At 37.5% G+C, this 13,078-nt stretch carries 13 protein-coding genes; 10 read left to right on the forward strand and 3 right to left on the reverse strand.

From position 1 onward, the window contains the following. The coding region (metG, locus tag A2003_RS04380; protein ID WP_286686859.1) for a methionine--tRNA ligase at window positions 1-1,017 on the reverse strand (1,017 nt) is incomplete at its 3' end. A 200-nt stretch (window positions 1,018-1,217) separates the two neighbouring features. On the opposite strand from metG, the gene A2003_RS04385 reads away from it, so the two are divergent. Continuing rightward, entirely contained in the window at window positions 1,218-1,682 is a 465-nt protein-coding gene (locus A2003_RS04385) for a hypothetical protein (RefSeq protein ID WP_004952507.1), read from the forward strand. A 21-nt stretch (window positions 1,683-1,703) separates the two neighbouring features. On the opposite strand, the gene A2003_RS04390 is transcribed toward A2003_RS04385, so the two are convergent. Then, complete coding sequence (locus tag A2003_RS04390; RefSeq protein WP_004952510.1) at window positions 1,704-2,207, reverse strand: hypothetical protein; 504 nt, start codon at window positions 2,205-2,207, stop codon at window positions 1,704-1,706. Window positions 2,208-2,314: 107 nt separating this feature from the next. On the opposite strand from A2003_RS04390, the gene A2003_RS04395 reads away from it, so the two are divergent. The 4 genes from A2003_RS04395 to A2003_RS04410 all read left to right on the forward strand — a co-directional run bounded on the left by A2003_RS04395 (window position 2,315) and on the right by A2003_RS04410 (window position 5,961). Beyond that, window positions 2,315-2,851, forward strand: a complete 537-nt coding sequence (locus tag A2003_RS04395) for a GNAT family N-acetyltransferase (RefSeq protein WP_286686860.1) — start codon at window positions 2,315-2,317, stop codon at window positions 2,849-2,851. Between the two features lie 192 nt (window positions 2,852-3,043). After that, the gene (locus A2003_RS04400) at window positions 3,044-3,580 is read left to right on the forward strand and encodes a hypothetical protein (RefSeq protein WP_286686861.1); all 537 of its coding nucleotides are present in this window, start codon (window positions 3,044-3,046) and stop codon (window positions 3,578-3,580) included. Window positions 3,581-3,730: 150 nt separating this feature from the next. Next, window positions 3,731-4,960 (forward strand): iron-sulfur cluster carrier protein ApbC, encoded by a 1,230-nt coding sequence (apbC, locus tag A2003_RS04405; RefSeq protein WP_286686862.1) that lies wholly within the window; start codon window positions 3,731-3,733, stop codon window positions 4,958-4,960. A 128-nt stretch (window positions 4,961-5,088) separates the two neighbouring features. Then, on the forward strand, window positions 5,089-5,961 hold the full coding sequence (locus A2003_RS04410; RefSeq protein ID WP_286686863.1) for a 5'-methylthioadenosine/S-adenosylhomocysteine nucleosidase: 873 nt from the start codon (window positions 5,089-5,091) through the stop codon (window positions 5,959-5,961). Window positions 5,962-5,979: 18 nt separating this feature from the next. On the opposite strand, the gene A2003_RS04415 is transcribed toward A2003_RS04410, so the two are convergent. Next, a complete protein-coding gene (locus A2003_RS04415; protein WP_004914186.1) occupies window positions 5,980-6,537 on the reverse strand; it encodes a DUF2062 domain-containing protein in 558 nt (185 codons plus the stop codon). Between the two features lie 326 nt (window positions 6,538-6,863). Between A2003_RS04415 and A2003_RS04420 the strand changes: the two genes are divergently transcribed. The 5 genes from A2003_RS04420 to A2003_RS15035 form a co-directional block, all read left to right on the forward strand. Further along, entirely contained in the window at window positions 6,864-7,457 is a 594-nt protein-coding gene (locus tag A2003_RS04420; RefSeq protein ID WP_112987335.1) for a LysE family translocator, read from the forward strand. A 105-nt stretch (window positions 7,458-7,562) separates the two neighbouring features. After that, window positions 7,563-8,132: a dCTP deaminase gene (dcd, locus tag A2003_RS04425; RefSeq protein WP_004914176.1), complete on the forward strand. Its 570-nt coding sequence runs from the start codon at window positions 7,563-7,565 to the stop codon at window positions 8,130-8,132. 239 nt (window positions 8,133-8,371) lie between these two features. Beyond that, window positions 8,372-10,027 carry a hypothetical protein gene (locus A2003_RS04430; RefSeq protein WP_286686864.1) on the forward strand — a complete coding sequence of 552 codons (1,656 nt, stop codon included), beginning with the start codon at window positions 8,372-8,374 and terminating at the stop codon, window positions 10,025-10,027. 560 nt (window positions 10,028-10,587) lie between these two features. Further along, complete coding sequence (locus A2003_RS04435) at window positions 10,588-12,933, forward strand: hypothetical protein (RefSeq protein WP_286686865.1); 2,346 nt, start codon at window positions 10,588-10,590, stop codon at window positions 12,931-12,933. 10 nt (window positions 12,934-12,943) lie between these two features. Further along, window positions 12,944-13,078 (forward strand): DUF6160 family protein (locus A2003_RS15035; RefSeq protein WP_353743758.1); only part of this gene is annotated, 135 nt, incomplete at its 3' end.

The following is a 13,078-nucleotide window of genomic DNA, read 5'->3' on the forward strand; positions in this document are numbered from 1 at the left end:
GATGAATGTGCCGCGAGATTTTGACATCTTCTGACCGTTCACCGTCAAGAAACCATTTACGAATAAACCAGATGGCGTGCGGTAGTTCGCACCTTCAAGCATTGCAGGCCAGAACAGTGCATGGAAGTAAACAATGTCTTTACCAATGAAGTGATAAACTTCTTTGTCGCTGTCTTTTTTCCAGAAATCATCAAAGCTTAGATCAGGACGTTTAGTTTTGATATAGTTTTCAAAACTCGACATATAACCAATTGGAGCGTCTACCCAAACATAGAAATATTTGTTTGGAGCATCTGGAATTTCAAAACCGAAATAAGGCGCATCACGCGAAATATCCCAATCTGATAAACCTGATTCAAACCATTCATCTAGCTTGTTGGCAATAGACAATGGTAAACGACCTTGGTCACGCGTCCATTTCTGTAAGTATTCTGAGAAATTCGGTAGTTTAAAGAAATAGTGATCTGATGATTTCTCAACTGGCGTTGCACCACTCAATGTTGAGCGTGGGTTTAATAACTCGGTCGCGTTATAGGTTGTACCGCAGACTTCACATGAGTCGCCGTATTGATCTTCAGCTTTACATTTCGGGCACGTGCCTTTAATGAAACGATCAGACAAGAACATGCCTTTTTCAGGATCAAATAATTGTGTGACAGGGCGAACAGCGATATTGCCTGCTTCACGGTTTTTAATATAAATCTCAGATGCACGAGCTTTGTTTGCATCGCTATGAGTTGAATCATAATGATCGAAATGCACACCAAAACCATCAAAATCACGAATGTGTTCTTTTTGAACATTGGCAATTTGCGCTTCAGGGCTAATGCCATTCGCTTCAGCACGTAACATGATCGCTGTGCCATGAGCATCATCCGCACATACGTAAGTCACGTCATGACCCATTGCACGCATCGCACGAACCCAAATATCTGCTTGGATATAACCGAGTAAGTGACCCATATGGATAGGACCATTGGCATAAGGAAGGGCATTGGTGACTAAAATTTTACGCACGGATATTGTTCTCTCATTCGTATTTACAAGGTGGATGATTTTACATGACTTAAGAGCGACTTGCACAAGGGAATCGGTGAAATCTTTTTAGCCTGAAGGGAATCTTATTTTGAAACTTCATACAAGCTTCACTTTGTCTTCAATCAAAGTACATCTGTTTGATCGAGAATAATCACAATATCAAAGAGAGGAAAATAAAAATGAGGTCTTGGTCATTAGTTTTTTCATCAGTCTCAGCCAGTTTAGTTTCTGTTTTTAGTTTTGTGATTCCATTTTGTTTGTTCTTAAATTATCGACAGAATCATCTGCTTCATGTAGTCAGTGATGGCATGGAAGTTATGATGTATTTGACCCCAATCCTCATCGTTTTGGCTTTTATCTTTTATCTGATTGTTTTTGCAGTATTGAAACTGCCCACTCAGATTTTTGATTCATACCAGTTTTTAAAAATAAGTTTTGTGATCTTAGTTGCTTGGGCTTTACTTGTCTTAACGATTCTGTTCGAAGATCAAGTGAACCACATTGATTTTTCAACTTTAAAAATTGGTGTTGTGATGTATTTCATGATGCTGCCGATTTTGGCTTTGGGTTGTATGGGGGCGAACAGTTGTTATTTTGTAATGAATAAAGTAAATCAAAAGAAGAATATGAACCTATTTGATTAAAAAGTATGCAACCCTAAAGGATTACATACTTTGCATCTGCTTAACGGTGACACTTTGCTTAGAATTCTTTCTTAAAGAGATGATTTTCCCTTTAGATAAGAAATGAATGTGATAGCTCTTTAGGCCATCTGTTTTCGGATCGAGCGTAATCTCAGCAAACATCGGCGTTTGCCAAAGAGCACTATCAGCATTTGCCGATAAACCTAACCAAGCTTGTGCCTGAATAATAAAAGTAAATTCATCTTTAATTGAAAGACTATTAATTTCTAAACTATCACACCAATGAACGGTCTTTGGAAATTCAACTTTTGAAAATTTCCAACAAATTGAAAGTGCCAAACTTGTTGCGATTCCACCATAATCGTTGCTTTCATTATGAATGACAGGAAGTAATTGTTCTGCCAAATCACCTTCAAAAGAATCAATCATGCTTTGGATTCTTCTTTTACTCGAAAGGATATAGTTCAGGCGCTTTTGTTGAGCTTGCAGTTCATTTTGAATTTCTAAAAGTTCATTTTCATTCATATATAAAGCTTTATAAGTCAGGTTAATTTCACGATAGCGCAAAAGTATATCTGATCTAATTCCCTATATTGTGAATAGTTTTTAATACAAATTTAATGGTTCTAAAAATGATCGAAACATCAAGACTGATTTTACGCCAATGGCGAGACACCGATTATTTACCTTTTGCAGAGATGAGTGCTAATCCAGAGGTTATGCGGTATTTTCCAAAAGTTTTAACGCGCGCTGAAAGCGATGTATATATAGATAAATTAAAGGCAATTATTGAAAAACAGGGTTGGGGTTTTTGGGCAGTAGAATTAAAACAGACTCAACAATTGATAGGCTTGGTAGGATTACATGATCAACCCACACAGTTTTCATTTTCGCCCTGTGTTGAAATTGGCTGGCGCTTAGATCAACCATTTTGGGGCAAAGGTTATGCAAAAGAAGCAGCAAATGCAGCCTTAGATTTTGCTTTTAATCATTTGCAGCTTGAAACTGTTGTGTCTTTTACCACTTTAGAAAATCTGCGATCACAAGCGCTTATGCAAAGCTTAGGGATGAGGAAATTAGCAGAATTTCAACATCCTGCTCTAGCTAAAGATCATCCATTAAGTTGGCATGTATTGTATGAGATTCAGCAGTCTGCTCGTATCAAGTAATTTAGTTGTGTTATGCATTTATATGATTTTTATATATGAAAATTCAAATGGTTATTAATCAGCAATAAATTTGAATCATCCTGTATCCCATTTGTTTCAATTTGCAGCAAACACGATAAGTGTAGGCAGAATCTTGTATAACTGTAATAGAAATCAACGACAGCTTTTACGAAATAACAAGAGGAACAAGACATGAGCAATGACAAAATTGATCAGTTAAAACAGTTCGCAGCAAAAGATTTAGAGCAAACCAAAGCAGACTTTCAGCAGGCTAAAGATAAAGTCAGCGAGCTTGGACGTGATATCAAACAAAAAGGTCAGGAAACTGTGGAGGATGTAAAAAACTTCGCAGCGAAAGATATTGATCAAACTAAAGCTGATTTACAGCAAGCTAAAGATAAAGCCAATGAGTTGAAGCAAAAAGGCGAGCAAGCTTTAGATGATTTAAAGACCAATGCAAGCGATCAATACGGTGAAAGTAAAGCTGCATTATCAGCTAAAGCAGATGAGTTAAAAGAAAAACTGGCGGATACTCAACATGCTGCCAAAGAGAAATTAGATCATTTAAAAGAAGAGGCAACGCATAAATTAGAAGATGCAAAAGCCAAAGCAGTTGAGTTAAAAGAGGAGGCAGCTGCAAAATTTGATGATCTGAAAGCTCAAGCTAGCAGCAAGTTAGATGATTTAAAGAAAGCTGCCACTGATACGATCAATAAATTCAAAGGCTAAACACGATAAAGCTTTAACAATCGACGCTGATAGACAAAGATAAATTGCGACATAAAATTGAGCAATTACGGTCTTTGATATGAGCGTCGAATCTTCAATACTGCTAAACTAACCACATTCAGTGAGTATGATCAGTTTTTGGAGTACAAAATGTCGTGGCTTTCTTCCTTAAAATCCGTTTTTTCGCCTGCGCAAGAAGTGAAGGAAGATGAAATCCAAACAGTCCTTCAAAATTATATTCTTCCAAACTCTGAAAATGCCTTGAAAGATCGTATCAGCCAAGTTAATGTTCAAGGTCGTATTCTACAGCTCACGATTAATACATTTCCTGAAGAAAAAGACCATTTACAACAGATTCACGATGAGCTTGCAGATGCCTTAGAAAAGTGTGGTATCCAAGAACTCAATCTGCATATTATTCAGCAGAAACACGCTGCCCATGGCGAAGCGGGACATAGTTGTTCATCTAAACCAAAAGCACAAAACACCAACCTTCCTCCAGTCATGGATGCATCTCCGAAAGCTGAAGCAGACCCAAATAATCCTCCGATTGAAAAAGCTGCGCCACAACAACGAGATGTTGCTCCACATCCACGTATTCAAAACGTAATCTTGGTTTCGTCGGGTAAAGGTGGTGTAGGTAAATCAACCACAACTGTGAATCTTGCGCTCGCATTGCAAAAACTCGGTTTAAAAGTTGGGGTGTTGGATGCAGATATTTATGGTCCAAGTATTCCAACTATGTTGGGCAATGCTGGTCGCACACCACAGATTGAAAACGAACATTTTGTTCCTTTAGATGCTTATGGTATGGCCGTGATTTCAATCGGTCATTTGATTGGTGCGCATAACACTCCTGTAGCATGGCGTGGCCCTAAAGCCACTGGCGCATTGATGCAGTTATTTAATCAAACTCTGTGGCCAGATTTGGATATATTGGTTATCGACATGCCACCAGGTACTGGCGATATTCAATTAACGCTTGCACAGCGTATCCCAGTGACTGGTGCGGTAATTGTTACTACACCTCAAAATGTTGCCTTAATGGATGCTGTAAAAGGGATTGAATTATTTAATAAAGTGAATATTCCTGTACTCGGTGTGATTGAGAATATGTCAACACATGTTTGTTCTAACTGTGGACATGAAGAGCAAATATTTGGTATAGGTGGTGGTGATCAGCTTTCTGAACAATATGACATACCTTTACTAGGTCGTTTACCTTTAGATGCAAAAATCCGAGAGAATGCCGATAATGGTAAACCAAGTGTCATCGCACAAGATGTCGCTTCTGAAAGCTATATCAATATTGCGGAAAGTGTCTTAAAACAGATGGAAAAACTTCCAAAACGTCAGAGCGATGACAAGCGCATTTTCTAATTGATGGTTATTTTTAAGTTCGGCCCAACATTTCGTTGGGCTTTTCTTTGTTTAGTGTTGTAAATATATCGTTTGGTAAAATATGGCATGAGGGTTGCTTCATCACTATTTTATTTTCGAGTGATGATATGAAGTCCATCAAAAGAGCTGTAAGTATTCTGGGATTGTGTAGTGCATTTTTACTGAGTGCTTGTAATGGTGAAGATTCTCCAAAAGAGACTGAGCAATCAGAAGTTAAATTACAACCCATCGTGATCCAAGGTGCTTTACCTGTCGAATCTGAACGTATGGCATCAAAATTAGATAATGTTAGTGTTGAAACAGTGGGTGGATGGAAGTTTTGGAAAGGAACTTATAAAGGTTATCCAGTGATCGTGTCCAAAACACGTATGGGCATGAGTAATTCTGCCGCAGCTACAGCACTTGCAATTGAGCGATATCAACCCATTGCAATTATTAATCAAGGTACATCAGGCGGGCATGATCCTGCTTTAAACGTGTTTGATATTGTATTAGGCAAATACACGACAAATATTGGTGCGTTTAGAACACCAAGATTACCGATAGGGGGCGGTTCAAACTCATTGGCATGGACAGAGGCATTTGATGTGTTACCAGAAGATGAGTCTGACCCTGAACCGATTGCGATACGCAAATTTGAAGGTGATCAACAGTTACTGATCGCTGCACATAAAGCAAAAACTTCTTATAGCAAACGGAATGTGGTTAAGGGAACGATTGGTTCAGCAGATGTTTGGAATAATGAGCTGGATCGTATCCAGCTTTTCCATACTAATTATCAAACTTCTGTAGAGGAGATGGAGGCAGCTTCCGTCGCACAGATTGCACAACAGTTTAATGTTCCATTTTTAGGTATAAGAATTTTATCTAATAATATTACCAATAATGGTGCATATAACCCTGCTACGGGTGAGGTATGTCAGGACTATGTACTTGATGTGGTTGAACAATACATGAAACAACAATTGGATAAAAACTAAAGACCTAGAAGAAATCAGCTACATGATTTCTTCTTGATTATTTTGAATTCTATTTTTCCAGTTTTTAATAACAAACCAGCGCCATAAGAGGTGAGTTGCACAATAAAACAATAAAGCAAACAGAATGGCTTCTATGACTAAACCTGAAATTAAGATTTTTGCCAGACTCAAGTCTATATGTCCATGTCCAAAGTTCTTCAACCAATTGATGATTTGATGTAGCACACCCAATAGCATCTCTTGATCAATCATATTGACATGATAAATCTTAGTACCAAACCAAAAGCCTAAATAAAGTATAGGAACTACAGTGAGAGGATTTGTCAGCCATGCCATACACAGCCCAATTGGCAAATTAACCTCAAACCAGAGGATTGTCAGAATAATAAATAAACTATGGAAAGGTACAGGTAATATGCCCCAAAAGGTACCAATAAACATCGCTTTGGCGATAGAGTGACGATTCACATACCAAAGTAAAGGATTTAAGGTACTTTGCCCAAAAATGCGCATAAACTTGAGTTGAGCAACTTTCTCTGATGAAGGAAGCCACTTATGAAAAAATTGCTTAGGCATAAAATATTGGCGAGTAGAAGAATGAAAATAGTGTGATCAACTGATTATAAAATACCACTTTTTGCTTAGGCTTAGCTTAAATTTCATGCTAAATCTTAATCTAATCAGTAAGATGTTATTCAAAAATTCACGGTAATCGTACTTTAAATATACATAGATATCTAGGTGACTGTTCAGTAGTGAGCTACTTGAAATTTATAAAGATGAAATAAAATAAATAGTTAAATAATTGTAGTGAAATTAACGTTATAAGTGCTTACAGTTATTTTTTTGCTATAAAATTGTAATTGAATTAATCTCAGAGAATCCTTTAGTGAGGTCATTCAATGATTTCATGGTTTTTCATTGGTTTAGTTATAACCATATTATTTACTCCTGGCCCAACCAACACATTATTGGCATCATCTGGTGTTCAGGTTGGTGTACGCAAATCACTTTTACTTATTCCAGCTGAAGCATTGGGTTATATCGTTGCTATAACAGCTTGGGGGATGTTGATTGGCAAAGTATCAACAGCTTTACCATTACTTCCCACCTTTTTAAAATTAATGAGCGCTGGCTATATTTTGTATTTGGCGATTAAGCTTTGGCGTACAGCGAATCAACAAGTGGCATTAAATCAACCAACTATTCGCCCACGTGAATTATTGTTTGCTACGCTTTTAAATCCTAAAGCTTTGTTGTTTGCCTCTGCAATTTTTCCAGCAGTTGCATGGAAGAACCAAGACATTTACTTAGTACATATGAGTGTTTTTGTTGGTTTGATTTTGCCGATCGCTCTGTTTTGGATATCTGTTGGAGCAATGTTGGCGACCAATAAGGTTAAATGGCTTTCACAATCAAAATTACAACGCACAGCATCCGTCGTGCTTATTAGTTTTTCAATCCCGATCAGCTATTCTGCATTAATCAATTTATAAAGTATCTCTGCTATTCTGCCTATCAGGATAGCAGTCTTATTTTCATTAATGATGATTTACGTTAAAGTACCTGCCAATCATTAATTTAGATTTTGGAAAAAAGTCATGGCAATAAAATCTGATCGTTGGATTCGTGAAATGAGCGAAAAACACGGCATGATTGAACCTTATGCAGAGAATCAAGTTCGTTATGGTGAAAATGGCGAAAAGTTGATTTCTTATGGGGTGTCGAGCTATGGCTATGATGTTCGATGCGCACGTGAATTCAAAGTATTTACCAACGTTCATTCAGCGATTGTTGATCCTAAAAACTTTGACGATAAAAGCTTTATTGACATTGAATCAGACGTTTGTATCATCCCACCAAACTCATTTGCCTTAGCGCGTACCATCGAATATTTCCGTATTCCTCGAAATGTACTTACTGTTTGTTTGGGTAAGTCGACTTATGCGCGTTGCGGTATTATTGTAAATGTGACGCCGTTAGAGCCTGAGTGGGAAGGTCACGTTACTTTAGAATTTTCCAATACTACAAACTTACCTGCGCGTATCTATGCGGGTGAGGGTGTCGCACAAATGCTTTTCTTTGAAAGCGATGAAGTATGTGAAACATCATATAAAGATCGTGGTGGTAAATATCAAGGGCAGACAGGTGTGACTTTACCTAAGACCTAATAATTAGCCCATCTATAACATGATGGGCTTTTTTCTACATATCATTTCTTACAAAATACTTTATCGTTAAAAATAGTTCAGATGAATGAAGCTAGTATTTTGATAAAAATAAGATAGAATGAACATAATTTGGTTTGTTTTTGTACAGAATCACTATAAGCTCATTTAAAAGCCGAGTTGTGGTTTGGCATAACACCTATAAAAAAAATACGGATGTTTAGAACATGGAGGTCGGTTTCATGCGACAGTTTAAGTCTCTTCATTTGGCATTGTTGGCTTTGGGCGGATTGTGCTTGAATACTACTAATGCTACTTCTACTTTAACAAGCTTAACTGATACTGAAATGTCGGCTACAACTGGTCAAGCATTAATGAGTTTGTCATATATTGCTCCTACTGATGCTGCGAACTTGGAAAGAGCTAGATCTGGTGGTGATCAAACGGTCGGGTTTTATAAGTTAGGCATGGAAGCTGAGCTAGAACTTAATGTGAATATTAAGAAATTACAATTAGGTTGTGGTGGTCGTAATGGGCCTGGTTGTGATATTGATTTAGATAATGTGAGTTTGAGTGGTAACCCTGGCATTACGGGTAATCCAGCAACAGATGCTGGCAGTGATCAAAACCGTACAAATCGTGTTGGAAGCTCTGCGAAATTAACGAATCCTTTTATTGAGTTTGCAATTAAAAATCCCGGTTCTGCAGCTACGCGAGAAATGGTTGGTTTTCGTGTCAGTTCAGAAAAAGCACAAGGATTATTAACGATTGGAACAGAAAACTCTGCTGTTCCAAATGGTATTAATGCTTTATCTGGTTATATACCTGTCCGCTCGGATAGTTCTGGTAAAATTAAAGGTGTAATTGAGACTGCGCCAAGTTATTTTGATGCTTCTGATCATCCTTATAACAGAATTTCAGGTTCATTAAATGCCCCTTTAGGTACGGTTGCTAAATTCACTTTAGATCAAGGTGGATTTTGGGTACCAGGATTTAAAAATGTTGGTTTTGAAATTCCTGGATTTACGATTAAAGGTAATCGTATGCCTACGGTTCTATCTCTCAATCCTGTGGTGCAACTACCAGATTTAGTTTTGGGACGTGATTTCAATAACAGTAACTGTGGTGGTGGAAGTAGTCAATGTAATAGTTATGGTCTGTCTTCTAATGGTAGTACTTTCCCTGTGAAACCAACATATACGATTGGAAGTACAACAATTTCTGATGGAGCTGGTGGTAATATTGTCTATTTGAATCCAAATAATATCTCTGCAGTAGGTACACAAGGGGGTGTTAATGATCCAAATCAGGCAAATGACAATACAAATGTTAAAGCTTCTATAAGAGCTAGAGTTGATAGTTGTAGTGGTATTGGTTGTGTTGTTGCGGGTAGTAGTTATTACGTAAACTTGTATACAAAAGTGAAAAATATTACTGCGAGTGTTACTGTTAATCAACCATTAGGCTTGATTCACTCTTTACCTCTTAATTCTGGAGCATCTCTAAGTTTACAGTCACAAAATCTTCTATGGCCAGGCCAACCTTTAGATGATATTACTTCACCAGGTTGGTGGTTGAGTGTTAAAGATGGTGTTGATTTGGGAACTATTGTTCCAACAAATCCAGTTAATTTGTGTGAAGGTACAACTGCGGTACCACAACAATGTGTTCATCCACAAATTGCTCAGCAAGTAAATGCTTTCCTAGAAAAAAACCCACCATCAACAAATGATTTAGCCGGATTGATTAGTGGTAATGAGGCATTAGGTATTCAGATTGGACCTACGGGGGCAACAGGTGGCTTTGCATTATCTAATTTGGGTTTGACTGTAAACGGTCTAACTTTAGGTAATCAATATTTTACACCAAACTGTTATGGTAACTTGAAGTTCTGTTGATTTTTAATATTTTAAATTTAAGCAGCTTATGCTGCTTTTTTTATTCTTAGATTTCTGAATGATGTTAGAAAATACTTAATAAGATAGTGGCGATTTATTGTTATCAATGATGACTTTATTTGTTGTTTTGTGTCTCAATTATAAAAATTAATAATAAAATTATGATGGTTTTCCCATCTAAGAATATTAACGATTGATAGGAATGATATTGAGATATTTGTTAAGTATACGATCTAATCAATAGCAGACATGTTTTAACACGATAAGCAGCACTTTTTATGTGAGAATCTGAGACCTGTAGGGAATACTTTTAAAAATTAGTATGTTGATAAGTGAGCTGATTTTAGTTGTATTTTCATCTATCGGAAATATGTAACATTTGACAGCTTTGTTTTGCTTTTGTGTAATTATTCGGCATAATAAAACTGAGATTGCTTGGGTGAAATTTGCCCTTTATCTCGAGTGAAGCTCGAAAGTACTCTTTGTATAGCAGTTAAATCACTCAAAAAAATTGAGAAAAATAATGATGATGCGGAGCATCGTGGAATAGGAAGGTCAAGATGACTACACTTTATACGGTATCATTCAAACGAACTGTGCTAGCAACGTTGATTGGTCTGTGTTTAAGTAAATATGCTTTTGCACTGGAGGAAATTTCTGACGATGCTTTAAGCCAAACGACTGGTGAAGGTGTTGCAATTTTACCTACAGACTTTTCTTTTGTCTTGCGTGGAGATAAAGCAGGTAATGAAACATCTCTAACTGATAGAAGTAAAGATACCGGCTATATCCATTATGTTCCAGTAGGTGGTTTAACCTCTATGGTTCAAGATACGAACAACGATGGGTCAGTGACTACAGCTGATCACTCTGTTGGTAAAGCAGATCTATACTTGTATGGTTTGGCTTTATCCAAAAATGATAATGACTCAAATAACCGATTTGGTTCCAAGATTGCAAGCTGGGGAACAGCAAATAACCCTTGGGTGCTCAAAGCTGCAACAGCAACAGATGTTCCTGATTTTTCTGGTACAAACGGAACGGTTACATATCTAAACCTTGAAGCACCATTATATGAAACTGGGACAAAAACAGGTGTAGATGCCTATAATTTAAAGCTTGCACTATGGGTTGATGCTTTTGTACGGGATCAAAGTAAACCTGAAGGTGACCCTAATCAATTTAAACTCGGAGAATTATTTAGCTCCACACAAACTGCTGATGAGGCTTCAGCTGGCGATCGAGCGAATCGTTTACGTTTGCAAGCAATAGCGAATGGTTTTGGAATAAATGGCAGTAATTTGCAAATATTTCAAACCTTAGGTGGCTCGAGCAATAATAATGGTATGAGTGCCTTTTATAATAACACTTTAGGCGTCTCAGGTGTTTTTCGTATAAATAGTGGTGACAGTCAAAACTTCAAGGCTGTCTACAATCCCGGTACAGCATCTCGTACCTATAGTATAGATGGTGGTACAAACTACTCTACAACAGCGGGTTGGAGAACTGCAACGACAGGTTGTGGTGACGATTCAATAAGTTTTAGTGATGCTAATTGTCAATTCAGATTCAGAGATCGCAAGGTCCAAGATACTGTATCAGGTGCATCGTGGAATTTACCTACTGGATTCCAAGCTGGTGATAAAGTCTTGCGTATCAGTACCAAAGAAACAACAGCACAAGCAAATTTATCAACACCAGCCTTAAGTGGGACTGTAGCACCAACATTTGAGGCTAATGAAGGATTGTATCTCTATTATCCGAATATCAACCTTGTATTAGGAAGTCTATATCAACCTTTAATTCTAGGTTCGGATGGTCGTAACTTCAGTTTGGAGATTGCTCGTATTCCAAACAAACCTGAAATTTACAAAAAAATTTACACAGACTATTCTGGCTTAGATAATAGTTATTTAGGTTCGACTTGTAACGTGTATCAATGTGGTGATTCTACCATCTCTGGTTACCAAGGTGGTTCTGCGCGTACAAACTATAATTTGGCAAATGGAACTAAATTAGCAACACACAGTAGTATTAGTATTGGTACAGCTTATAGCCCTGATGGTGGAAAGACGTTGTTGGCTTATGATGGTGTTGAGTCAATGGGAGTATTCTTTGGTCAGCCTGTTTCAAGAACAGAAATATCTGGAACAAAGACTTACAATGAGGTGCAGTATCAACAGCGTCGCCAACGTGTAGATACGAGTTATTTAGTGACTGATCGTTATGTTTTGAGATCGGAAGGTGGTTTATTATCTGATGGTTCCACAGTAACCGATCCTTATGATGGGCATACAATTACGGCTGGAAGGGCAAGAACAGTAGAAGAGTTCCGGTGGTTTACAACTCAAGGTTACCATGAGGATTGGATATATTTGGATAGTGTTAATGCAGATGGTACAAAAGTTTTTGGTAATACTGATGGAGCATATGCAAGGTACTGTACTACAGCATTTGCTTGTTTAGGCGGCACGCCTGTAAATGGTGGCAGTGCTGTGGCTGGTCAAAAAGGTAGCGTCACAAGTCCAGAAAATTTAAATAACTTAACTCTAGGTGGATTTATTGCAGGTCTTGATGAGTGTGGGCCAGATGAGACAGGAAATGGTATGTGTGCTGGAACAAGCCAATCAGGAGAAGGCGTTAAAGGTTTAAGTCGATTAACGATATTGAAATCTACAGCGGCGAAAGCAGAAAATAGACAATGGGCATTTGGTACACGTAATAATGAGGCAAGATGGTTTAATGTTAATGGTGGTTTAGAGAAAATTTTATATGGCAGCGCTAATGATCCTGCTCCAGCAGTTCCAACTGGTGGTGTGAACCCTTCGGCAATGAATAACTATGGTTCAGCAGTAATTGATGGGCTTTTAATTCAACATATGAAATTAACCACAAAAGGACTATAGGAGTATTAAGATGAAAAAAATAGCGATTTTACTCCTATTATCCATAACTAATTTATCTCATGCTGAATTACAAGCTTTGGATAATCAAACACTTCAGTCTATACAAGGACAGGGTGGAGCAGATTTATCATTTAAACTCTCCTTA

Source organism: Acinetobacter sp. GWC1_38_13, from assembly GCF_001767535.1.
Lineage (GTDB): Bacteria > Pseudomonadota > Gammaproteobacteria > Pseudomonadales > Moraxellaceae > Acinetobacter > Acinetobacter junii.